General features: G+C 40.3%; 19 protein-coding genes. 4 read left to right on the forward strand and 15 right to left on the reverse strand.

The window, feature by feature from the left end; all coding sequences use genetic code 11:
• Window positions 1-12: 12 nt before the first annotated feature.
• Complete coding sequence (locus PPBDW_RS04120) at window positions 13-840, reverse strand: SDR family oxidoreductase (RefSeq protein WP_036793547.1); 828 nt, start codon at window positions 838-840, stop codon at window positions 13-15.
• Window positions 837-1451, reverse strand: a complete 615-nt coding sequence (tesA, locus tag PPBDW_RS04125; RefSeq protein ID WP_036793549.1) for a multifunctional acyl-CoA thioesterase I/protease I/lysophospholipase L1 — start codon at window positions 1449-1451, stop codon at window positions 837-839. The genes PPBDW_RS04120 and tesA overlap by 4 nt, the downstream gene beginning before the upstream one ends.
• On the opposite strand from tesA, the gene PPBDW_RS04130 reads away from it, so the two are divergent.
• Together PPBDW_RS04130 and PPBDW_RS04135 are read left to right on the forward strand one after the other, a co-directional pair.
• Window positions 1450-2136: an ABC transporter ATP-binding protein gene (locus PPBDW_RS04130; protein WP_036793550.1), complete on the forward strand. Its 687-nt coding sequence runs from the start codon at window positions 1450-1452 to the stop codon at window positions 2134-2136. The two genes, tesA and PPBDW_RS04130, sit on opposite strands and share 2 nt — an antisense overlap.
• The gene (locus tag PPBDW_RS04135) at window positions 2129-4606 is read left to right on the forward strand and encodes an ABC transporter permease (protein WP_036793552.1); all 2478 of its coding nucleotides are present in this window, start codon (window positions 2129-2131) and stop codon (window positions 4604-4606) included. The genes PPBDW_RS04130 and PPBDW_RS04135 overlap by 8 nt, the downstream gene beginning before the upstream one ends.
• A 323-nt stretch (window positions 4607-4929) precedes the next feature.
• Here the strand turns inward: PPBDW_RS04135 and PPBDW_RS04140 are convergent, their stop codons facing one another.
• Window positions 4930-5832: a TIGR01777 family oxidoreductase gene (locus PPBDW_RS04140; RefSeq protein WP_036793553.1), complete on the reverse strand. Its 903-nt coding sequence runs from the start codon at window positions 5830-5832 to the stop codon at window positions 4930-4932.
• A gap of 234 nt (window positions 5833-6066) precedes the next feature.
• On the opposite strand from PPBDW_RS04140, the gene yfcE reads away from it, so the two are divergent.
• Window positions 6067-6615, forward strand: a complete 549-nt coding sequence (yfcE, locus tag PPBDW_RS04145) for a phosphodiesterase (RefSeq protein WP_036793555.1) — start codon at window positions 6067-6069, stop codon at window positions 6613-6615.
• A gap of 67 nt (window positions 6616-6682) precedes the next feature.
• Here the strand turns inward: yfcE and PPBDW_RS04150 are convergent, their stop codons facing one another.
• The 4 genes from PPBDW_RS04150 to PPBDW_RS04165 all read right to left on the reverse strand — a co-directional run bounded on the left by PPBDW_RS04150 (window position 6683) and on the right by PPBDW_RS04165 (window position 11390).
• Window positions 6683-6958 carry an Rdx family protein gene (locus PPBDW_RS04150; protein ID WP_036793557.1) on the reverse strand — a complete coding sequence of 92 codons (276 nt, stop codon included), beginning with the start codon at window positions 6956-6958 and terminating at the stop codon, window positions 6683-6685.
• Window positions 6959-6988: 30 nt separating this feature from the next.
• Window positions 6989-7750: a sulfite exporter TauE/SafE family protein gene (locus PPBDW_RS04155; RefSeq protein ID WP_036793559.1), complete on the reverse strand. Its 762-nt coding sequence runs from the start codon at window positions 7748-7750 to the stop codon at window positions 6989-6991.
• Window positions 7751-7882: 132 nt separating this feature from the next.
• Window positions 7883-10015 carry a phosphate acetyltransferase gene (pta, locus tag PPBDW_RS04160; RefSeq protein WP_036796255.1) on the reverse strand — a complete coding sequence of 711 codons (2133 nt, stop codon included), beginning with the start codon at window positions 10013-10015 and terminating at the stop codon, window positions 7883-7885.
• 178 nt (window positions 10016-10193) lie between these two features.
• Window positions 10194-11390: an acetate kinase gene (locus PPBDW_RS04165; protein WP_036793561.1), complete on the reverse strand. Its 1197-nt coding sequence runs from the start codon at window positions 11388-11390 to the stop codon at window positions 10194-10196.
• 336 nt (window positions 11391-11726) lie between these two features.
• Here PPBDW_RS04165 and yfbV point away from each other — a divergent pair, with 336 nt between their 5' ends.
• The gene (gene yfbV, locus PPBDW_RS04170; protein ID WP_036793563.1) at window positions 11727-12176 is read left to right on the forward strand and encodes a terminus macrodomain insulation protein YfbV; all 450 of its coding nucleotides are present in this window, start codon (window positions 11727-11729) and stop codon (window positions 12174-12176) included.
• A 98-nt stretch (window positions 12177-12274) separates the two neighbouring features.
• Here the strand turns inward: yfbV and PPBDW_RS04175 are convergent, their stop codons facing one another.
• From PPBDW_RS04175 to pflA, 8 genes are all read right to left on the reverse strand, one after another.
• Window positions 12275-12583, reverse strand: coding sequence for a DUF6172 family protein (locus PPBDW_RS04175; protein WP_036793565.1), 309 nt, complete (start codon window positions 12581-12583; stop codon window positions 12275-12277).
• Window positions 12584-12973: 390 nt separating this feature from the next.
• On the reverse strand, window positions 12974-13933 hold the full coding sequence (locus tag PPBDW_RS04180; RefSeq protein WP_036793567.1) for a ChaN family lipoprotein: 960 nt from the start codon (window positions 13931-13933) through the stop codon (window positions 12974-12976).
• Window positions 13934-14047: 114 nt separating this feature from the next.
• Complete coding sequence (gene rlmA / locus PPBDW_RS04185; RefSeq protein ID WP_036793569.1) at window positions 14048-14869, reverse strand: 23S rRNA (guanine(745)-N(1))-methyltransferase; 822 nt, start codon at window positions 14867-14869, stop codon at window positions 14048-14050.
• A 124-nt stretch (window positions 14870-14993) separates the two neighbouring features.
• Entirely contained in the window at window positions 14994-16268 is a 1275-nt protein-coding gene (locus PPBDW_RS04190; RefSeq protein ID WP_036793570.1) for a sigma-54-dependent transcriptional regulator, read from the reverse strand.
• Window positions 16258-18642, reverse strand: a complete 2385-nt coding sequence (locus PPBDW_RS04195) for an ATP-binding protein (protein ID WP_036793572.1) — start codon at window positions 18640-18642, stop codon at window positions 16258-16260. The genes PPBDW_RS04190 and PPBDW_RS04195 overlap by 11 nt, the downstream gene beginning before the upstream one ends.
• Window positions 18643-18924: 282 nt before the next feature.
• Window positions 18925-19431, reverse strand: coding sequence for a YfbU family protein (locus PPBDW_RS04200; RefSeq protein WP_036793574.1), 507 nt, complete (start codon window positions 19429-19431; stop codon window positions 18925-18927).
• A 329-nt stretch (window positions 19432-19760) separates the two neighbouring features.
• Window positions 19761-21515: a formate--tetrahydrofolate ligase gene (locus tag PPBDW_RS04205; RefSeq protein ID WP_036793576.1), complete on the reverse strand. Its 1755-nt coding sequence runs from the start codon at window positions 21513-21515 to the stop codon at window positions 19761-19763.
• 565 nt (window positions 21516-22080) lie between these two features.
• Window positions 22081-22821, reverse strand: coding sequence for a pyruvate formate lyase 1-activating protein (gene pflA, locus PPBDW_RS04210; RefSeq protein ID WP_036793578.1), 741 nt, complete (start codon window positions 22819-22821; stop codon window positions 22081-22083).
• Window positions 22822-22828: the final 7 nt, after the last annotated feature.

The following is a 22828-nucleotide window of genomic DNA, read 5'->3' on the forward strand; positions in this document are numbered from 1 at the left end:
ACCTATATTTGACTAATTACTCTTTATTAGCAGTTTATCTAACCACTTTGTTGGTAATATACGGCGAAGAAAACCAAAAACATGAGTTGGTTGAGTAACGTAATAACGTGCTTTTGGGTGCTGGCTGTTAATTATAGCTAACACTTGCTTAAATACAGCTTCAGGGCCTAAAGTGAACTTATTATTAGGGCTAGATGAGCCTAATCGATGTAATGTTTGTTGATAAGCGGCTTGATGGCGTGAGTGGTTAATATCAATATGTTGTTCAAATTGTTGCTTAGCATTTTGTCGAAAATGGCTTTCAATTGGCCCTGGTTCTATTAAGGCAATCTTTATTGGAGTGTTGGCAAGTTCTAATCGGAGAGTATCAGTATAACCTTCAAGGGCAAATTTACTGGCGTTATATGCGCCACGATATTTCATCGCGACTAAACCTAGTACTGAACTATTTTGAATGATTTTGCCGTGGCCTTGTTGCAGCATCAGTGGGATCACCAGCCGAGTAAGTTGATGCCACCCGAAAAAGTTAGTTTCAAATTGAGCGCGTAATGCGTCTGTTGGTAAATCCTCTAATGCTCCCGGTTGCCCGTAAGCTGCGTTGTTAAATAATATATCCAATTGGCCATTAGCCAACACTAATGCTTGTTTTAGACCGCGATCAATGGATTCAGAGCAGTTAAGATCAAGTTGAATACAATTGATTCCTTGATTATTTAACCGTTCAACATCACGTAGTTGGCGGCAACTGGCGATCACGTTATAACCTAGCTTATTGAGTTCGGCAGCGCAGTAATAGCCAATACCAGAACTACAGCCTGTAATTAAAATAGATTGTGTCACTGTACGCTTTCCTTGTTGAGATAGGGTTTAAGTTGTTGAGCCATAAATTGTGCAATAAGTGGTTGTGCTTCAGCTGTTGGATGAAGTCCATCTTTCATCATCAACTGAGGTTTAACAATGATATCGATAAGAAAAAAAGGTAATAGCGGTACATTAAACGATTGGCTCAGGTTAGGGTAAGTATTACTAAATAATTCGGTATAGCGTTTGCCATAGTTCGGTGGGATTTCAATTTGCATTAATAACGGCTGTGATCCCACTTTTTTAATTAAAGTGATTATTTGGCTTAAATTATTGCGTAATATTTTAGGTGCAAAGCCGCGTAAACCATCATTGGCCCCTAATTCGATTAATACTACATCTGGTTTATATTGCGTGAGTAACTGGGGAAGACGCGCTAGACCGTTACCACTGGTATCGCCGGAGATACTGGCATTGATGACTGTAGTCGGTTGGGATTGTTGGGCTAATATTTCAGGTAGTAGTGTCGGCCAACTTTTATCCGCTGGCATTTGATAGCCAGCACTTAAGCTATCGCCTAAGACTAATAGTGTTTGACTAAATGCTGTCGAGGAAAATAACAGCATTATTAATGAAAGGATTCGTATCATGTCAATCTCCGTAATAAAAGCACATTCTGTCTCTAAACAGGTTACGACAGCCTTGTCGTCTATAACTATTCTGCAGGATGTTTCACTTGAGGTCGAGCAAGGAGAGTCAATTGCGTTAGTGGGAGTATCTGGCGCTGGTAAATCAACCCTGATGACTTTACTGGCGGGGTTAGATATTGCGACAACGGGAGAGATTGAATTATTAGGTCATCGTCTTAATCAATTGAATGATGAGCAACGAGCACAATTACGTAGTGAATCAATTGGATTTGTATTTCAAAACTTCTTATTGCTGCCAACCTTAACCGCATTAGAAAATGTCACTTTACCGTGTTTAATTAAAAATCAGGATATTGATATTGAACGCGGTAAACAATTGTTAGCCGTGGTCGGCTTGCAAGGACGAGAAACCCATTTGCCAAGCCAATTATCCGGTGGCGAGCAACAACGGGTGGCATTAGCGCGAGCATTTATGATCAAACCTAAAATTCTGTTTGCTGATGAACCCACGGGTAATTTAGATCAGCAAACTGCGGCGATGATCATTGAGTTGTTGTTTGAACTGAATCGAGACAGTGGTACTACACTCGTATTAGTAACCCATGATGATGTGTTAGCTGCACGTTGTGATCAGGTCATGCGGTTAGATAACGGCGTATTAAATAGAGAAGCAAGCCATGTCTAATCTTTCAATTATGGCCACCAAAAGATCATTTATTGTACGTTGGGCGTGGCGTGAAATTAGCCAAGGTCAATTGTGGTTAGTTACTTTAGCTTTGAGCTTAATTATTGCTTGTGTGTTTGCGTTATCAGCTTTAGTTAGTCGAGTTGAAGCGATCATTGTCGATCAAGGACGATCAGCGCTGGCTGCTGATATGGTGTTAGTTTCCTCTGAGCCCGTTGATAGCTCACAGTTTAAAGCGATCCAAACCGATGCAGTACAGATGTCACAGCAAATCCGTTTTGGCACCATGGCATTTAGTGATAATGGTATGCAATTAGTCAGTGTAAAAGCCATCGATTCGAGTTTTCCATTACGAGGTCAATTAACCCTTCAACCTGCCACTAAAAAATTATTACCGCAGTATGTTAACCCAAATGAATTATGGCTGGAGGAACGGTTATTTTCACTATTAGATATTAATATTGGCGATGTGTTGATGTTAGGTGATGCGGAGCTCAAAGTAAGTGGACGTATTCGTCAAGATCCTGAGTTATCGTTTAATCCTTTTAGTCAAATGCCAACTGTTTTGATCCATCAGCAAGATATCGCAGCCGTGGGGGGAATTCAGCTCGGTAGTCGAATCAGCTATCGTTATTATTTCTCTGGTTCAGATAAGGCATTAGAGAATATTCGTCAGCGGTTCACTCTAACCCCAAGCCAACGGTGGTTAACTGAAAATGATGCAGGACGCAGTGGGGATTTTATTGAGCGTGCGCGTCAATATTTATCGCTTACCTTAGTGCTAGTGGTGTTAATGGCTGCGGCGACCTTAGTGCTTACTTGTCAACATTATGCTGTTACTCGTAAAACTGCGGTGGCAATGATGAAAAGCCTTGGTGCGACGAAAGGTTTTTTATGGCGCTGGTTGTTAACTCAAATCGGGTTGGTGTTTATGGTGGCGATAGTTATCGGTTTAACGTTAGGAGTTGGGCTAGAGTGGTTATTGCGTTACCCCTTACAAAATCTATTGCCGGAGCAGTTACCAACAATGGGATTTGCGCCATTAGGGATCAGTTTATCGGTGGCGCTGTTAATTGCATTACCTGCATTAGGGATACCGTTGTCACGGTTAGTGCAAACATCGGCGAATAATTCAATACAAGCATCAACCATCGAGTCTACATCGATTCGTTTACCGTGGTTATTACTACTTTTTCCTGTATTGGCGGCAATATTATGGATCGGCAGTAATGTGTTTGTGTGGTTAACCCTAGGTGGCATCGTGGCGTTACTGGTGGTGTTAACGTTAGTGGGGGGCGCTGCTATCGTTTTATTACAAAAATTGAAATTAGGTGCCGCTTATAGCTTAGCGCTAAGCCGTGTCAATCGCAGTAAAGCTAAAACTGCGACTCAGTTGGTAGCGTTAACTTGCTCATTGATGTTGCTTGCTGTGATTGGGCTATTACGTAATGAGTTACTCACAGATTGGAAAAATACTTTACCTGCTTATGCACCAAATGTGTTTGCGCTTAATATTGCTCCAGAGCAACAGCAAGGCTATTTAACTTATTTAGATAATGCCAAATTAACCCGCTCTGAAGCTTATCCGGTGACGCGTGGGCGGTTAGTGGCAATTAATGATAAACATTTTTACTCTTCACCAACAGCAACCGATCAAGTCGAAACAAACAGTGAGATTAACAATGAACAAAAAGATCCAGCATTAAGGCGTGAGCTTAACTTCACTTGGGCAGATGAACTGCCAAGCCATAATGTGGTGACTGAAGGGCAATGGGGTGATAAAGCTGGCGTATCAGTGGAATCTGGAATTGCCAAACGTCTACATATTAACGTCGGCGATAAGCTAACATTTATGGTCGGCGGGTTAGAGTTTACTGCTATTGCTAACAGTATTCGTGATGTCGAATGGCGTAACATGAAGCCAAATTTTTATTTCATATTCACGCCAGATGTGTTGCAGACATTCCCTGCGACAGGGTTAGTGAGTTTCCGTGTTAGCGAGCAACAAAGCGAATTATTAAATACTTTAGCTAGCCAGTACCCAACCGTGAGTGTGCTTGATTTACGGATGATGGCAACCCGTATTCAAGGCTTATTAGCCCAAGTGAGCTGGTCGTTGACGGTGCTTGCAGGCTTAGGCGTTGTCAGTGGTTTATTGCTGATTATGACTCTATTACGACTGAGTATTTCAGATCGCCAAACGGAAATTCAGTTATACCGAACGTTAGGTGCCAGTCGAAAACGTATTGCTGCGACCTTGTGGTTTGAATACGGCATTATCGCATTACTCGCTGGTGTGATAGCTGCAGTTGGGGCTGAATTTGTGGTGGGCTTGCTGGTGGTCAAAGGTTTTGAGTTACCGTTTAGCTTGCACCCACTGATGTGGTTTGGTTTACCTATGCTTGCTATTGGGCTGGTGTATCTGGTGTCACGGTCGCAGATTAAGAAGTTGCTGTTGCCGTTGCGGTGATTAAGTTGGTGAGACTTATTTATTTGTTTGAATTAAAAAAGATCGAATATTTTTAATAATTAGTGCTGATGTTAATAAAATAGGTAGTGATACCATTAAAATCAAAACGATAGATTCAATACTTAAAAATATAAGGGATTTAATAACGGTAGGATTGGTTAGATCTAACATAATAAACTCAAATGTTGTATTTGTTATGCATGTTATTGGTTGAAAGCAATTATGGCAAGATCTTTAGGCCTAATATTTGATGAATTTATTATAGATTTATTACTCGATAGGGCTGTTAATCAGTCCTACTTTGCTTGTACTAACATATTTAATCAATCACACAAGGTTTGTTTCAATGCTTGCTCAATACTTGGGAAGCTAAAATGAAACCCTTCGGCCAGAAGCTTATTTGGCAATGCTCGTTGGCTATCAAGTAATAGTTGTGATGATTCCCCTAACCCTAATTTTAATACCCATGCAGGGGTACATAAAAAGTGCGGTCTTTTAAGGGTAGTCGCGAGTGTTTGGCTAAAGGCTTTATTGGTCACAGGGTTAGGTGCTGTAAAGTTAAACACCCCTTGTGCGTCAGCATGATTGAGCACAAATAAAATGCCTTTGATCATATCGTGGAGGTGGATCCAAGGAAAATATTGGTTACCTGCGCCGATTTTTCCGCCAAGCCCTAGTTGGTAAGGCAACAGCATTTTTGCTAATGCGCCACCTTGTTTTGTTAGTACTATACCAGTTCTTAGAATACATACTCGAGTTTGAGTTGATTGCGCTTGTAAGGCTATTTGCTCCCAGCGTAAACAGACTTGTTGGGAAAAATCATTATCGTTAACCGTAATCGGGGTTGTTTCATCAATCGACTTATCTTGATTATCACCATAAATGCCAACAGCAGAACCACTGATGAAAGTGTGGGGAGGATTGGTGCCATTATTTATTTTATCAACCAATTGTTGAGTGAGATCCCAGCGGCTATGTTGAATGATACTTTTTTGGTTATCACTCCAACGTTTGCCCATAATTGGTTCGCCAGCGAGATTAATTACCACATCAAATTGATCTAAGTTTTCGAGATTATCAAGTGAATCAATAGCATGAATATGATGACCCAAGCTTTGATAGGCGCGCGTTGGGTTACGGCTAAGTACCGTAATTGCATCGTGATTTAAATGTGGCAGTAATGCTTTGCCAATCAGTCCTGTTGCGCCTGTCACTAAGATATTCATCGAGCTACTCCCTTATGCTATTAGTCTATCATCTTAAATTAACGTGGTAGGGAAGCAAGTAAGAGTCAAAGATAATGCTCTCCTATGATTGTTACTTCACAGTATAAATGATGTGGATTAATACGATAGCATGGACAGAGATATTGTGATGTTCTATTAGGAACGAGCATGGTTTTTTGGTAAATGCTCACGTAGACTGAGTCGATATATTTATGATTTGGGCTGGGCTTAATAATGAAATTATTTTTTGCATCAGATATTCACGGTAGCTTAGCCAGCGCCGAGAAAGCAATTGCGGCTTTTGAAAAAAGTGGCGCTAAGTATCTTATTTTACTTGGTGATATTCTTAATCATGGCCCACGAAATGCGTTACCTGACGGTTATGATCCGATTAAAGTCGCTGAATTACTTAATCAATATGCTGCTTGCATTACAGCAGTACGAGGTAATTGCGACAGTGAAGTTGATCAAATGCTGTTGGATTTTCCGATGATGGCTGATTATAACTTGGTAATGTTAGCCGATGGACGCCGATTGTTTTTAACCCATGGTCACATTTACAATGCCGATAAGCATCCTCAGTTAATGGCGGGTGATGTGATTGTCTCGGGGCATACCCATATTCCTGTCGCTGAGCTAAAAGGGGATTACTATGTGTTTAATCCTGGTTCAGTCGCGATCCCACGTAATGGTTTACCTGCGAGTTATGGTTTGCTTGATGGTAATGATTTAGCTGTTGTAAGTTTTGATGATGAAGTTTTAGCGCAGACAGTACTGAGCTAGAGTGTCACTAATAGCTAAAAAAGCGCATGCTCGATAATTCGAATATGTGCTTTTTTGTTGGTAACCGTTATCTATCGATATGGCCTAAATCTCGCTCAGGATCAATCACATCGCGAATACCTTGTTTAAGTTGTTTCGTATCAGGAAAACCACCATCGCGTTTGCGTTCCCAAATAAGCTGACCATTACAGTGGATTTCAAATCGCCCCCCAGTGTCTGGATGAAGACTAATGGTGGTAATTTCTTCGCTAAAAGTATGGAGTAATTCTTGGGTCATCCATGTTGCTCGCAGCATCCAATTACACTGGCGACAATAATAAATATCAATAGTGGCTTTATTCATGATTATTCCTGCTTGAGCTAATGGCGGTTATTAAAGATCGAGTAATAATTTAAAGCCAATCACAAAGGTTAAGGCTTCAAAGCAACGTTTAATTAATTGATTACTGCGTTGATGGGCAAGATGCGCGCCGAGATAACCACCGCATAATGAGCCGATTAATAACACCGGTAGCCATGGCCAGTAAATTGTTGCGCCTGCTTGGTAGATAGCTACGGCCCCGATAGCATTCCAGCATAAGCCGACACTGACGAGTGTTATAGCAACCGCTTGTTTGTAGTCGCACCCAAACCAGCGCACTAAGAATAAGGTCACAAATAAACCACTGCCAGCAGTCAGTGAACCGTTGATAATACCGATGATAAATAAGGCAATTGCGCCAATTATAAACCCAATGCTATTACGGTGTTGTGGGGCTGATATTTGCCCAAGGTCTTTGCTGGTAACTGAATAAATACCAAGACTAATGATCAGTGCGCCTAATGCAGCTTCGGCAAATTTAACCGGAATCAAAAGGATGAGGTTAGCCCCAAGTATGACGCCAAATGTACCAACGACAATGACATAAAGGGTGAGTTTCCATGCCAAGTTGCCATTACGAATATGGTTAACGGTGGCACCAATGCCTAAGGCAACGCTGGCTATTTTATGGGTTGCGAGGGCAATACTAAAGGGAAGGCCGAGAAAAATAAGTAGTGGAAATTGGATTAATCCTGCACCACCACCAGAGAGCGAGGCGAGAGTATTTGCAATTAAAGAGCCAACAAAAAGCCCTAATGTATTGAGTGCATCCATGCTATGTGGTTGTCCTTAACCATAAAGTAGACAATTAGCATAAAGGCTTAAATTAGCAGTTGCCAGCAATAAAAAACGCCCCAGCACAAAATTTTCGTGCTGGGGCGTTAGAACGGTTAAGTAAGCAATAACTTACTTAGCGTTAGCTTGTTCAGCCTGAATCGCAGTAAGTGCAACTGTGTAAACGATATCGTCTACTAGTGCGCCACGAGAAAGGTCGTTAACTGGCTTACGCATGCCTTGAAGCATTGGACCGATAGATACTAGATCTGCAGAACGTTGTACTGCTTTGTACGTTGTGTTACCAGTGTTTAGGTCTGGGAATACAAACACAGTTGCTTTACCAGCTACTGGAGAGTTTGGTGCTTTAGAAGCTGCAACGTTTTCCATGATAGCGGCATCGTACTGTAGAGGACCGTCGATGATTAGATCTGGACGCTTCTCTTGAGCAAGTTTAGTTGCTTCACGTACTTTATCAACGTCTGCGCCTTTACCAGAAGTACCAGTAGAGTAAGAGATCATTGCTACGCGTGGTTCGATACCAAATGCTTTTGCAGAATCTGCAGATTGGATAGCGATTTCAGCAAGTTGCTCAGCTGTTGGATCTGGGTTGATCGCACAGTCACCGTAAACCAATACTTGGTCAGGTAGTAGCATGAAGAATACAGAAGATACGATAGACGCATCAGGTGCAGTCTTGATGATTTGGAATGGAGGAACGATAGTGTTCGCTGTGGTGTGAACCGCACCTGAAACAAGACCGTCAACTTCGCCATTCTCAAGCATCATTGTGCCAAGGAATACTGAATCTTGTAGTTTCTCACGTGCTACAACATCAGTCATACCTTTTGCGCCACGAAGCTCAACTAAACGAGCAACATAGTTCTCACGTACTTCATCAGAGTTGATAATCGTTACGCCAGCACCTAGAACCACACCTTGTTGCTCTGCAACACGACGGATTTGTTCTGGGTTACCTAGAAGCACACATTCAGCGATACCGCGCTCAGCACAGATAGCCGCAGCTTTAACTGTACGTGGCTCATCACCTTCAGGAAGAACGATACGCTTAGCAGCTTTACGAGCAAGTTCAGTTAACTGGTAACGGAATGCTGGTGGGCTTAGACGACGCTCACGAGTTGAACCTTCAGATAGAGACTCAATCCAGTTACCATCGATGTGGCTTGCCATGTACTCGTTAACTAGCTCTACGCGCTCTTTATCATCTGCAGGTACTTCTAGCGTGAAGCTCTGTAGATTAAGCGATGTCTGCCAAGTGTTACCTAGCGCAGTCATTACAGGTAGGCCAGTTGCGAATGCACGCTCACATAGATCCATTACTGGTTTAGGTAGATCGTAACCACCAGTCAGTAATAGTGCACCGATTTCAACGCCGTTCATTGCAGCAAGACATGCAGCAACAATAACGTCTGGACGGTCAGCTGAAGTTACTAATAATGAACCTGGACGGAAGTGCTCAACCATATTAGGGATAGAGCGTGCACAGAAAGTGATGCTCTTAATACGACGAGTTTCGATGTCACCAGCGTTGATGATTTCAGCGTTTAGGTGCTGAGCAATATCAGTTGCACGTGTAGCGATTAACTCTGCGCTCCAAGGTGCACAACCAAGTACACGAATAGGGCTAGAGTTGAACACTTGCATGATTTCAACATTTGAAGGAACAGTGCCTTCAACATCGTCAAAGATCTCAGAAAGATCTGGACGAGTACGACCTTCAGCATCAACTGGTGCGTTTAGTTTGTTAACAATAACGCCAGAGATTTGCTTGTTCTTAATACCGCCGAAGTTAGAACATGCTACTTCGATACGCTCTTTAAGTTGTGCTGGGTTATCTGTACCAGGAGAAACAACAAATACGATTTCTGCATCTAATGTTTTAGCAATTTCGTAGTTGATCTGGTTAGCAAATGGGTGCTTACGTGTTGGTACGAGACCTTCAATAAGAGCCACTTCAGCGTTAGCTGTTGCTGCCTTGAAACGAGCAACGATATCTTCAAGTAGAACGTCAGTTTTATCGTTACGGATCAATTCTTCAGCGCTTGCCATTGAGAATGGATCAGCCAATTCCATGGTGCTATTTGCACGAATGATCGTGGTTGTTAAATCAGGTTGATCGTCACCATGACGTGGTTGAGCGATTGGCTTGAAGAAAGAAACACGAACGCCTTTGCGCTCCATTGCACGAAGTACACCAAGACTAACACTTGTTAGACCAACACCAGCGCCAACTGGGATAAGCATAATAGTACGAGACACTATAGATTCCTCTAACTATTGAATCGATACAGCACTGTTCAATAACAATTCGACTTTAATTGCTTAAAGCAGAATAATCATAGAGCAGCACCACAGTAAAATATGACAAAATGTCATGGAGAAACGGCTGACTAAAAGGCCAGCCGTTTTATAAATCGTAAGATTAGATCTCAGCTAGAAGCGCTGTGTCTTCTGCGATTACTAATTCTTCGTTAGTTGAAACAACCATTGCAGGAATGCGGCTGTTTGCAGTAGTGATAACACCTTCGCCGCCGAAACGTGCTTTAAGGTTTGCTTCGTTGTCTACTTCGATACCGAAGATAGCTAGACGGTTAAGAACCATCTCACGGATTGGTGCAGAGTTTTCACCGATACCACCAGTGAATACGATTGCATCTAGACGGCCTTCCATTGTTGCTGCGTAGCTTGCAACATACTTAGCTAGACGGTGACAGAATACGTCCATTGCACGTGTAGCTTCTTCTTTAGTGCCGTAGTTTTCTTCAACGAAACGACAGTCAGAAGTCACACCAGTAAGACCTAGTAGGCCAGACTCTTTAGTGAACATAGTGTTGATTTCAGCAACGCTCATACCTAGACGATCGTGTAGGTGGAACATAACAGCTGGGTCAAGGTCACCACAACGAGTGCCCATTACTAGACCTTCAAGAGGAGTAAGACCCATAGAGATATCTACAGATTTACCGCCTTTGATTGCACATACAGATGCGCCGTTACCTAGGTGACAGTTGATGATGTTTAGTTCATCAAGAGGCTTGTCTAGAAGGATCGCTGTTTCACGAGCGATGAAACGGTGAGAAGTACCGTGTGCGCCGTAACGACGGATACCGTTTTCTTTGTATAGACGGTAAGGAATTGCATATAAGAACGCTTCTTCAGGCATTGTCTGATGGAAAGCTGTGTCAAATACTGCAACGTTTTTCAGACCAGCAAAGTTGTGCTTAGCTGCTTCGATACCGATAACGTGTGCAGGGTTATGCAGTGGTGCGAAATCAGACGCATCAACGATACCTTGAAGTACAACATCATCAATAAGTGCTGATGCAGAGAACTGCTCGCCACCATGAACGATACGGTGACCGATTGCACCTAGTGCTTCTTTAAGCTCTGGCTTAGAAGCAAGAATAGTGTCAACCATGAATGCTAGAGCTTCTTCATGAGCAGCGCCGTCACCTAGTTGAGCTTCGTGCTTACCATCAAGTTTCCACTTGATACGAGCTTCAGGAAGACCTAGACATTCTGCTAGACCTGAAAGATGTTCTTCACCTGATACTGGATCAATGATTGCGAACTTAAGAGATGAACTACCGCAGTTTAGAACTAAAACCAGCTTAGACATGAGAGTGACTACCTATAATCTGTCTGAAAGTTGATATTCATTTTTGAATAAAAAAGTACCCCTAGAATAGACGAGTTTTTATTGATCGTCTTACTAGAGGAGAAAATCACGCTCTTTCCTGAGAAATAGAATTGAGTTACCTCTAATTCTGGGTCATCCTTGACAGAGCCTAGCTTGCAGTTAAGGTCATTAACGGCAACAATTACATTTAGGCTTGCCTAGAATAACCGATTGTTACGCAATATAACAAAAAGATTTTTAGAAATTTTTAATTTGAATCAAGTTTGTTGTGTATTTTTTTTAAATGTTATAATTTTTTTTGATGAGTGGTGCATTATGGCTCAACATACAATGTGGAAACACTTTCAGAATGGTCAGCATTACATGACGACATGGCCTATGCGTAAAGAGCTAGCGGCTGTGTTCCCAGAGCAACGGTATATTAAGGCCACCCAATTTGCGACTAAAGTGATGCCCGCAGTCGCTGCGATCAGTATTCTGACTCAAATGGCATTTCATAATTATGATGCGATGCCGCAAGCGATTGCGATTGCGTTACTGGCAATATCGATGCCACTGCAAGGCTTGTGGTGGTTAGGTAAGCGTAGCCAAACGACGTTGCCGCCATCATTAGCAAAGTGGTATAGCGAAATTTATCAAAAGATAGTCAGTGAAGGCCATGCGATGCAGCCTAAGAAATCTCAGCCGCGCTATCAAGAATTAGCTGATGTATTAAATCGCGCATTTAAGCAATTAGATAGGCATGCATTAGATCGTTGGTTTTAGGTGGTTAATGGTGTTTTTGAGGTAATAAAAAAGAGTCGATAATACGACTCTTTTTTGTTTGGTTCTTAATAGCACATTAAACAATGGCTAATGAGCGATTATTCTTCGTCGAAATCAAAATCTGGACGTGATGCACGTGTTGCAGGCTTTGCCAGGATCTCTAAGTATAATGATGGTAGTTCTAGCTTTTCAGCTTCATCAATGTACTTGTTGATTTCTTTTACGTGAATAACTTTTGCTTCTTGCTCGGTATGACCAAACTTGCAATCAAAATCCCAAAAATCAGTACCAGCAGGTAGTGTTTTGTTACGCTCACGACGGATGTATTTCTTCACATCGTGTTTAATTGATTCCACAACACGAGCAGCCGCTTTTTTGGGATGAGTTAAAGCAAATGTTTTTTTCATTGTTTTCCTAATTAATTTGGCTCAAAGAAAAGAGCTCTGTATTTATTTTACTGCAAATTGTCGTGGGTAGCGATGGGGTAAGGCTGAAATTGATGCGATAAAAAAATATTCAGTTATCAGACTCTTTTTTGCAACTAATTATAGCAACTGTGGTCTTATCTATATCTGGGTAGTAAAAAAGCGTTATAGCATAGCAGTAACGTTATTCTTTATCGGTATTGAAAGGGGTTATTTCCTCAATACTAGTTAGCTATTCAGGCAATAAACAGGTTGTTGAGGTATAATTACTTGGCAACTAGAGGTATAGCTGTTATCTCTCTAAGAACCCCAACTGCTTGGCCGCCGATGGGGTTCTCCTCTTTCTAGCGTTAATAATTTCGAATTATTGCGTTATTTGTAACATTTCAAATCACTATTTCTTTGTCCCATGGCCTTCATTGCCGCCATCATTTTATCTTTTTGTACATACCGTTGTGGCAGTGGCTGCATCTTTACGGTGAAATCTTGTGCGCCAGCATGTAGTGATACTTGATCTGAAATTGGAGTTACCATCATCACTTTCAGCTTGGGGTTACGGGCTTTGATGCGTGACGCTGTACCAAGTCCTTCCGCAGTATGAAACCGTCCAGCAACATGGATGATTTGTTGCTGAGGATGCTGTTTTAAATAGTCGACCATTGTTTCAGCCATAGTGTCATCCCAAGTCGTTTGGGCTGCAAACTGACGTTTTGTTTGTGCTTCATTGCCATGGTGCATTGAGGCGATAAATGTTTGCTGATAATCGTCAAGGGTTAATGTTAATGAACGTGCGACCCATAACCGCTCATTAGTCGGTAGTTTATCAAGATAATCCGCCCCTTGACGACCAACACAACGCACAATCGATTTCGGTGCATTGGCGGCGAGAACATCTAAGTGATTGTGTTTAGCAAATTCGACTAATGGGCGATAATCACTGTCGTAATTTGGCCATGCATTCGCTTCTTTGACTAAGGTTTTTTCACCGATTTCGCCAGCCAAGTAGCGATTAATGACGGTTTGCTTATCGCGGGTAAATTGTTCCATCGATAACGTTAAATGTGGGTTTTGTTGGTAAAGTGCCGCCATTAATTGAGCTTGCAAAAGGTGGGCAGCAGGGTGGCTATGCCATTCACCGACTAAAACAATATCGGCTTGCTGTAAGGCTTGTGCTAATTGGGAAATAGAAAGAGGTTCGCCTTGAGGAGTAGCGATGGTGTAATCATACATTGTTGCTGCGGGGCTAGTGGCTGGTGAGGGAATGTTTGCTTGTGGTGGAGATACACAGCCAACCAGTAAACTCGCTAGACCAACATAAATCAATGACTTCATTATTATTATACCGAAAAGAAGAAATGATAAATAATAAATGTAACGAGATTGATTATCAACAGTAAATGATAATCAATCTTATCTGTGCTGTGGGATAATTTGTTTTAAAATAACTTACTGACGGCGATAGACACGAATAGCAAAATCAGCTTCACAGTCAAAGTTTTGAGTTTGAGTAAGTTGTTGCCAAACTTGATCTGAGGTTTTCCATGCAAAAGGAGTCATTTGCATTAATGCAGTTGCTTCTTCACCACTTAATGTCATGTCATAGTGCAGCTGTTCATCAGTCACTAACTCAAAACCATCAATATTTTCTACTGGAACATCATGTAAGTTGACACCATCATAGATCAATTCTTTAAGCTGATATAAATGACGTGGGGCAGGTGTTACTGCAACTAAGATGCCACCGGATTTTATCGCGCGATATAATTCTTCACCTTTACAGGGTGCATAAATACGAACGACACCATCAAAAAAGTGATCAGCAAACGGTAAGCGGTGACTCGATGCGACACAGAAATCACAATCATGGTAGCGTTTAGCGGCATACTTAACTGCAATTTTTGAAATATCTAAACCGTGGACAGTGATCTCAGGAAATTGCTGGCGTAATTGTACAAACTCGGAAGTGTAATACCCTTCACCACAACCGATATCAAGCAGTTGAGTGGCATCCTGAGGTAAGTGCTGACGTAACTGTGCCATAACTGCATCACGCAATGGTTGGTAATGGTCAGTATTAAGAAACAAGCGTCGCGCTTGCATCATTTCTTTATTATCACCTGGATTTTTCGAACTTTTATGATGGGCTGGCATCAGGTTTACATAGCCTTCTTTGGCCTGATCAAACTGGTGATTATTACTACAGCGATATGATGTGCTGTTAGCGTCCATAGTAAGTGGCAGGTGACATAAAGGGCATTGATAAGACATGTAATATAGACCAAAGCTGAAAAACAGCCGTAGAGTGTAATGGTTATTAGCGGTTGTCGCTAACAGATTTTGAGGATAATAAAATCAAGCCTTCATCACTGAAGGCTTGCGATGTTATATATTCTTAACTCGTAGTGCGTACTTTATATTCAGCTTTATCGAGTCCGTGTTTTTTCATTCTCAAATACAGCTTTTTACGCGGTATTTGTAAGTATGATGACACTTCATTGATGCGACCAGAAAACAAATATAATGCATCTTCAATTACTTGTTTTTCATAGCCATCAACCAGATCATCAAGTGGGCTACTCATTTGATCTAAAGGTTTAGATCGCTCTTGCCCTGCTAGCTTGACGATGCCGATGGCATACAATTCAGCAACGTTTTTAAGCTCTAATACATTTCCTGGCCATTCATAACGATTCAAAATAGCGAGGTAGGCTTTATCAATCGCAGGGATTGCTTTATTGAGCTTTTTACAACTTTGCTTAATATAGTGTTTAAATATCAACGTTATATCACTACTACGCTGACGCAATGTTGGTAAATTAAACCGTACTTGACTTAAAAAGTAGAATAATTCAGGTAAAAATTGTTCGGTCTCAACAGATTCAGTCGGGTCGCCATCAAATAAAGCGATCACTCGTACTTCCTTTTTACCTTGGCGCTCTTGTTCAAGTAAAAAACGACATAACCATTGTTGGGTTTCAATCGGCATGTGGTGTGGGTTACATAAACATAAACATCCACTACGAGCTGAAATCATGCTGCGTTGTAAATCTGGGGTACGGGTAATATTCGCCGCATTGACTTCAACAAAAGGACCATTACTTAATTGGCTATTTTGATGAAGTAATTTCGCTACAGTATGCCGACCGGTACCACTTTCACCTTCAATTAAAACATCTTTGGTTGTTAGAGCGATGGTTTTTAATTGGTCACGAATTTTAATAATTAATGGGCTTTCTCCCAATAATACTTCCGCAGTGGTGGTGTGTAATGTGTTGCGTTGCTCAATGATTTGTCGACGTTGAGGTAAATATTTCTCAAGTAGCGTAATCAGTTCTTTTGGCTGTAATGGCTTTTGCAAAAAGTCGACGGCACCTTTTTTAAGCGCTCCAACAGCCATTGGAATATCACCATGACCAGTAATAATAATTACTGGTAGCTCATGATCAAACTGTTGGATTTTAGCCAATAGTTCCATACCATCTAAACCTGGCATGTACATATCAGAGACAATAACGCCTGGCCAATTACGTTTTAGCATTCCCAATACTAAGGTTGAATCAGTTACGGCTTTTGCTTTAAATCCAGCTATTTCAAGTAGTTCTTGATAGGCTTCGACAACATCATGATCGTCATCCACAATCAGTACTTCAATATCATCACTTATCATATTTATTTAACTCCAGTACGACCATTGCTCCACCTGATAAGCTAGAGGCAAGGAAGATTTCACCCTTTAGTCGCGTCATAATTGAACCACAAATACTTAACCCAAGGCCTAACCCAACGTCTTTAGTGGTGGTAAAGGGAATGAATAATTTTTCTATGATGCTGGCATCAAAACCATCACCACTATCATAGACAGCCAAACGGATTTTATCCGATGGACTATCTAGTTGAATAATTTCTATTTTACGTTGTTCACAATGAGCAACAGCATCACAACTATTGACCAATAAGTTTACCAAAATCTGTTCTAACTGAACTTGATCGGCAAGTGCATACAGTGACTGGTAAATTGTGTTTACCATTGTTATTTTTTGAACTTTGGCACGACTTTCAACCAATGTTAATGCTTGTTTGATTGAATCTTGAATATCAACTTTGCTTAATGGCTTGGTTGCTGATTGTTTTTTAGCAAAGTTTCTAAAGCTTATGATTAGTTTACTCATTCGAGTAACAAGATCGTCAATTTTTGTCAGATTTTCGGGTAGATTTTCGTATTTTTTGTGATCAAGTGCAAGTTTGGCGCTGAAGATCCGCGTAGAAATCGCAGATAAAGGTTGATTAAGTTCGTGTGCAAGTGATGTCATAGTCTGACCAACAACCGCCATTTTTGCAGCTTGAATTAATTCATCTTGAGTTTCGATCAAGTCACCTTCAATCCGTTTACGATCTTCTATTTCATCCCGCAGCTGCTGATTTCTAATCGTTAATGATTGCGTTTTTTCAGCAACGGTATTTTCTAACCAGCGTGCAGTATTTTCTTGCTCGGTAATATCCGTCATAGTAATAATAACTTTGCCATCATTACCTTGAGTAAAAGTACGAAAATCTAGCCGTAAATATAAACTTTGATTGTGCTTGGTGACTAATTTAACTGTCATATTGTATGCGCCATTGATCATTAATGGCCCATTGATAGTGAACAAATGCTTTAATTTTGTTATGACTGAATTATTAAATAAATCCCAAACTTGATGCTTTTTGGTGACATTACAGAAGTTTAATTGCGTTAATGCTTGAGGATTAACAGATTCCACGGCGCCATTGAGATCGCAAGTAATTATGCTAGCTTGAGTATTATTGATTAGATTCAGTGCATTTGAATTTTGAATTTCTTGCATTTGTTGACAAAAATAGCGTAAATTGTCACCTAAAATACCAATCTCATCAATACCTGTTGTTTGTATATGAGCATTAAGATCGCCACTAGCAATAGCTTGTAAATCTTTACCAAGTAGATTTAAGCGTTTGACCACACCACGTCCGACGACATAAATAGATAAAATAATACTAAGGATAATGGTAATAAAGACCACTCCAAATAAAACTAAATTACTGATCCAAATTGAGTGTCGTGTTTCACCATTGAGTTTAGCTAAAGCATTATCGGCATGATTAACTAAGGTTTGAATTATATTTTCTTGCTGTGTTAGTTGATTCCGAATATTACTCTGTGCTTTATTGATGTTTATATTATTTATATTGTCTTGGATTAATAATTTTTGAAGCTTACCATTAGGAGCAACTAAGTGAGTAAATTCTTGCTGTAATTGGCGATAGGTAATTGTCGATGGATAATTATTTAGTTGCTTACTAATTTTATTGAGTTGAACTATTTTCTGACCAATTGTATCAAAGGCTGTATTAATATCATTATGCTGGCGGTGTTGAATAATATCTTCAATAAGTTGATGTAATTCATTTTCATTAACCGTAATAGCTTGAATAACTGAAAATTCAGTCATAACATTTTTGATATTAGTATCGTGTTTAAGCGGTGATTGCTGAGGATTATTCAGTAGTCTCACCATTTGCCATTCAATCTCCAGTCGCAATGGTTGTAACTCATCAATTAAATCTTGATGAAGCCACTTAATCGTATTTTCTGTTTGTTTGAGAGCAAATTGATGCGTATTTCGTTGTTGTAATAAGGCGATATAACTATCAATGTTTGCCACTAATAGCTGTTGACCTGATTTTATTTTGGGGTAGTAATATAAACTCGAGATATTATCTATTGATTGATGAATATCCGTTAAAATAGAAGCAATATTTTTCTTAATGGCTTTGTGTTTTAGCGGGTTAATATTTATATCTAATGCGGTTAGCGCTGCTTGTAATTCTGCAGTACTTCGCTCTAAGCGATAGCTAGCACGTAAGGTTGGCATATTGTCATTGGCAATCGTCCCTATTTGCTGGCTAAGTTTTTGCCATGTTAATGCCGCAATAACACTGACACTGATAGTTAAAAATGCCATTAAGATAATGGCTGAGGTCAGACGATTACCGATAGTATTATTTTTTACGCAACGAAACATTGTTATTTTTCATTCCATTTATAATGGCATTTGCTAATAAAAAGTGACGCTATTTGGTCGCTAATTAAGAGCGAAGAAGTGAAATGATTATACGTAGTGATTGAAGTGATCACTAACGGTTTTTATAACAAAACAAAGACTATATATTAATGCGTGGTTGTTAAGTTACTATAACGTAACTTAATGGTTGCGATTTTGGTGTTTGTTTTTATTAGATGATAATAAGAGTAATGAAATAAAACCGAGTATATTCACTCGGTTTTATTGCGCAGCAGATTAAAACTATGCCGTAATAATTCGTTGGATTTCACTACATGATAAATGATAGTGACGTGGGCATGCGCGCCAAATATTTAGCATTCGTAGATACTTTTCAAGCATCGGTACGTGGCTATTAAATTGATGTTCATTTTTAGGAAACTGTGGGTATAGGCCTTCATCATTGGTCAGGAAGCGAACGTAATTTACTAATTTAGCTTCAGTGCTAACATCGAAGCCTAAGAATTGTAGGCGACGTTGATCAATATCTTTTGCGCCATCACAACGACAGTCTTCTAAATTGAATGATTCTTGTAGTGCATGGTACATTTCCATTATTTCAATGACTTGTTTACATTCGTCTTCTGATACTTCGCCAAAATCTTTATCAAGTTCACGCATTTGTAAACAATAGCCACGCTCTACAATCATTTGTAGGCGGCGGTACTTTTCAGAATTTTCAGGCGTAAGTTTTGCCATGATGTAGTATTGATTTGATAGAATTAGACGTTGAGCGTTAGTCATTTCCATAGCTGGTAAACCTCAAATTTTTTATAGATTGCTTTCACTCAGTGTTTATTGTGTCGCTGTAGTGAATGCAAGGAATAGTTGTTATGAAGCTGAGATTAGCAGGTTGGGTGTAAAATAAAATGATCTGACACCACGAATAGGATTATTTTTTGTTAATGGATGTTATCTGTTTGATATGTTGGTGAAAATTTTATCTTCTTGATTTTAATTGAAAACTATTTTTTGTGGTCTTATAAGTTCATTATAATGTGAATGGCAGTAGCGGATATATCAAATAGTATCAGTAGCAAATAAACGCTACTGATACTGTAATTGCTGATGTTAAGAGGTTAACTCAGACCGATGATATTACCATCAGCATCAAGATCAAGATTCATAAATGCTGGTTTTTCAGGTAAGCCAGGCATGGTCATAACATTGCCGCATAATGCATAGATAAAGCCAGCACCTGCGCACAGTTTTAACTCTCTAACTGGAACGGTAAAATCCGTTGGCGCCCCTTTAATATGTGGCTCGGTCGTAATCGATAATGGCGTTTTTGCCATACAGATAGCTAAATTATTAAAACCTTGTGCTTTTAATTGGGCTAATTGTTGGGTTGCTAAAGGTGAAAGTTCAATATTTTTAGCACCATAACCGACTTCAGCAACCGCCATTAATTTCTCTTCAATCGTTTGATCTAACGTGTAAAGCGGTTTGAAGTTAGCGGGCGTTTTACAAGCATTAACGACGGCATGGGCAAGTTCAATCGCACCATTGCCTCCTTTTGCAAATGCTTCACTTAAGGCAACATCAACATGCACATTGAAGGTGGAGTCTAAAATTAATTGTTTTAGCTGTTCAAGTTCTTGATCGGTATCTTGTGGAAAACGGTTAATCGCAACCACAACAGGTACTCCATATTTGGCTGCATTATTGATATGCCAACGTAAATTTTCAAAGCCAGCAAGTAACGCTTTAGTATCTGGTTCAAAAATAGTGTCGGGTAAGGGTTGCCCTGGTCGTAAGTCATAAAGTCCTGAATTAGCTTTGAGGCCGCGTAGGGTGGCAACCACCACAGCACAATCAGGCCCACGTTGTGCTTGTTGTGCTTTTATATTACAGGCTTTTTCAAACCCCATATCTGAGCCAAAACCGCCTTCAGTAACGGTAAACTCACTTAATTTAAGTGCAATTTTATCAGCAATGATTGATGAATTACCGTGGGCAATATTTGCAAATGGTCCCGCATGAATAAGGGTTGGCACACCCTCTAAGGTTTGCATTAATGTTGGTTCAATTGCTTCACACATGGTGACCGCCATTGCACCAGCTACTTGCAGATCTTCTGTGGTAACCGGTTCGCCATCGAGGTTATAGGCCACGACGATTTTACCGATTCGTTGGCGCATATCCGCTAAATCAGTCGCTAGAGCTAAAATAGCCATTAATTCAGAAGCGGCTGAAATATCAAATCCATCATGACGCTCAAGTCCATTAATGGTTTTTCCTGGTTCATTTTGACCGACAGTGATCATACGTAGCGCACGATCATTATGGTCCATAACACGCTTCCAGCTAATATTATTAATATCAATTCGTAGTGCTGGTAAGCCGGTATGCGCATTAAAAGCATCATAACCTAAGCGTGCTTCATGATAGAGACGTGCATCTAGTGCTGCTGCTGCAAGATTGTGGGCAGCAGTGACCGCATGAATGTCACCGGTTAAGTGCAAGTTGAGCTTTTCCATTGGTGCTACTTGGCTATAACCACCACCGGCTGCGCCACCTTTAACGCCAAATACTGGTCCCATTGATGGTTGACGGATACAAGCAAATACTGAACGTTCAATCTTAGCTAGGCCTTGTGCTAAGCCAATAGTTGTTACTGTTTTACCTTCACCCAGAGGGGTGGGAGTAATTGCCGTTACCAGTATGAGTTTACCTTCGGGCTTATTGAGTAAGCGTTTTAAAATAGCGGGTTTAACTTTTGCTTTTAAGCTGCCTTGAGGCGTAAGATCTTGTGCTTCAATGCCGGCATTTAAGGCAATGCGATCAATGGGAGTGAGTAGCGTTGCACGGCAAATTTCGATGTCGCTTTTCATGAGTGCTAATTTCCTCATAGGCAGAGAGAATAATACGAATACTGGTATTGGGCGCTATTATAAAGGTAGATCGATGCTTTTTCATTAGCGCAAACGTTTGCTTTTTGTTTATATCATAATTTTATCATGAATAAGTATCATTTTATGGTTTTTTGGACTTTTTAAGAGTTTATTGCCACGTAAGAATAAATAAAGAGAGGATGTTTTTATTTTTTTACGATAATGGAATGTATTATTTCAATATTAGTTGTTGGTTGTTTTTTGCTCTGCCTTTAAAGTAGATAGTACATAAAAAAATGACCCTGATCAATTAGGGTGTAAATTTAGTAAAGGAAGTGATTATGCAAGAACAAGAACCTGTAACGAAGTGGCAATACACCTTACCTATTTCATTATTTATTATGGTGGCGTTAATTTCTTTTCTTGTTGTTATTTTACCGCTGTCCCGATAAATAAACGGTTTTTATTTAAGTATTAAACAGAAAAGAGCGACTTATCTTATTTCCTTAAAGGTAAAGATAAGCCGCTCTTTTTGTATTTGTAATAATCAGCTAATGATTAAATACTAATACATTACTTTCTTGCCATAACTAGCAAGAATGTCTTTAATTTTTTCCATGGTTTCTTTCTTTGGTGGTTGAACCCCTTTTAGTGGGTATTCAAAGCCAAGTGCTTCCCATTTATGTTCACCAAGCTGGTGGTAGGGCAGCAGCTCAATTTTTTCGATATTGTCCATGTCTTTAATGAATTCACCCAACAAGTGTGCTGAATGTTCATCATCTGTATAGCCTGGGACGACGACATAACGAATCCAGGTTTTTTGACCACGTTGGTGTAGGTAGCGTGCAAAATCAAGCACACGTTTATTAGCAACACCAACGAGATCTTGGTGGATGGCATCATCCATTTGTTTAAGATCAAGCATGACCAGATCCGTTGCGTCCAATACTTCATCAACCACATCAGTATGTTTACGAATGTAGCCATTAGTATCAAGGCAAGTATGGATACCTTCTGCTTGTGCAGCACGGAAGAAATCGCGGACAAATTCTGGTTGTAGCATAGCTTCGCCACCAGAAGCGGTAACACCGCCACCAGAAGCATTCATGAAGTGACGGTATGATCTCGCTTCATGCATTAATTCTTCAACGGTAGCTTCACGACCATCATGGGTATCCCATGTATCACGGTTGTGACAGTATTTGCAGCGCATTAAGCAACCTTGCAGGAATACAATAAACCGAATTCCTGGCCCATCGACGGTTCCGCAAGATTCGAAAGAGTGAATACGACCTGTTACTGACATTGTTCTA

Source organism: Photobacterium kishitanii (assembly GCF_000613045.3).
Classification (GTDB): Bacteria; Pseudomonadota; Gammaproteobacteria; order Enterobacterales; family Vibrionaceae; genus Photobacterium; species Photobacterium kishitanii.

Bases quoted from the DNA above. Each gene is read 5' to 3' on its own strand.
- PPBDW_RS04175 (WP_036793565.1), bottom strand. From the start codon at position 12,583: ATGAAAAAAACATTTGCTTTAACTCATCCCAAAAAAGCGGCTGCTCGT.
- yfcE (WP_036793555.1), top strand. From the start codon at position 6,067: ATGAAATTATTTTTTGCATCAGATATTCACGGTAGCTTAGCCAGCGCC.
- PPBDW_RS04200 (WP_036793574.1), bottom strand. From the start codon at position 19,431: ATGGAAATGACTAACGCTCAACGTCTAATTCTATCAAATCAATACTAC.
- PPBDW_RS04130 (WP_036793550.1), top strand. From the start codon at position 1,450: ATGTCAATCTCCGTAATAAAAGCACATTCTGTCTCTAAACAGGTTACG.
- PPBDW_RS04135 (WP_036793552.1), top strand. From the start codon at position 2,129: ATGTCTAATCTTTCAATTATGGCCACCAAAAGATCATTTATTGTACGT.
- rlmA (WP_036793569.1), bottom strand. From the start codon at position 14,869: ATGTCTTATCAATGCCCTTTATGTCACCTGCCACTTACTATGGACGCT.
- PPBDW_RS04165 (WP_036793561.1), bottom strand. From the start codon at position 11,390: ATGTCTAAGCTGGTTTTAGTTCTAAACTGCGGTAGTTCATCTCTTAAG.
- PPBDW_RS04195 (WP_036793572.1), bottom strand. From the start codon at position 18,642: ATGTTTCGTTGCGTAAAAAATAATACTATCGGTAATCGTCTGACCTCA.
- PPBDW_RS04155 (WP_036793559.1), bottom strand. From the start codon at position 7,750: ATGGATGCACTCAATACATTAGGGCTTTTTGTTGGCTCTTTAATTGCA.
- PPBDW_RS04140 (WP_036793553.1), bottom strand. From the start codon at position 5,832: ATGAATATCTTAGTGACAGGCGCAACAGGACTGATTGGCAAAGCATTA.
- pta (WP_036796255.1), bottom strand. From the start codon at position 10,015: ATGCTTATCCCAGTTGGCGCTGGTGTTGGTCTAACAAGTGTTAGTCTT.
- PPBDW_RS04205 (WP_036793576.1), bottom strand. From the start codon at position 21,515: ATGAAAAGCGACATCGAAATTTGCCGTGCAACGCTACTCACTCCCATT.
- pflA (WP_036793578.1), bottom strand. From the start codon at position 22,821: ATGTCAGTAACAGGTCGTATTCACTCTTTCGAATCTTGCGGAACCGTC.
- yfbV (WP_036793563.1), top strand. From the start codon at position 11,727: ATGGCTCAACATACAATGTGGAAACACTTTCAGAATGGTCAGCATTAC.
- PPBDW_RS04150 (WP_036793557.1), bottom strand. From the start codon at position 6,958: ATGAATAAAGCCACTATTGATATTTATTATTGTCGCCAGTGTAATTGG.
- PPBDW_RS04180 (WP_036793567.1), bottom strand. From the start codon at position 13,933: ATGAAGTCATTGATTTATGTTGGTCTAGCGAGTTTACTGGTTGGCTGT.
- PPBDW_RS04190 (WP_036793570.1), bottom strand. From the start codon at position 16,268: ATGATAAGTGATGATATTGAAGTACTGATTGTGGATGACGATCATGAT.
- tesA (WP_036793549.1), bottom strand. From the start codon at position 1,451: ATGATACGAATCCTTTCATTAATAATGCTGTTATTTTCCTCGACAGCA.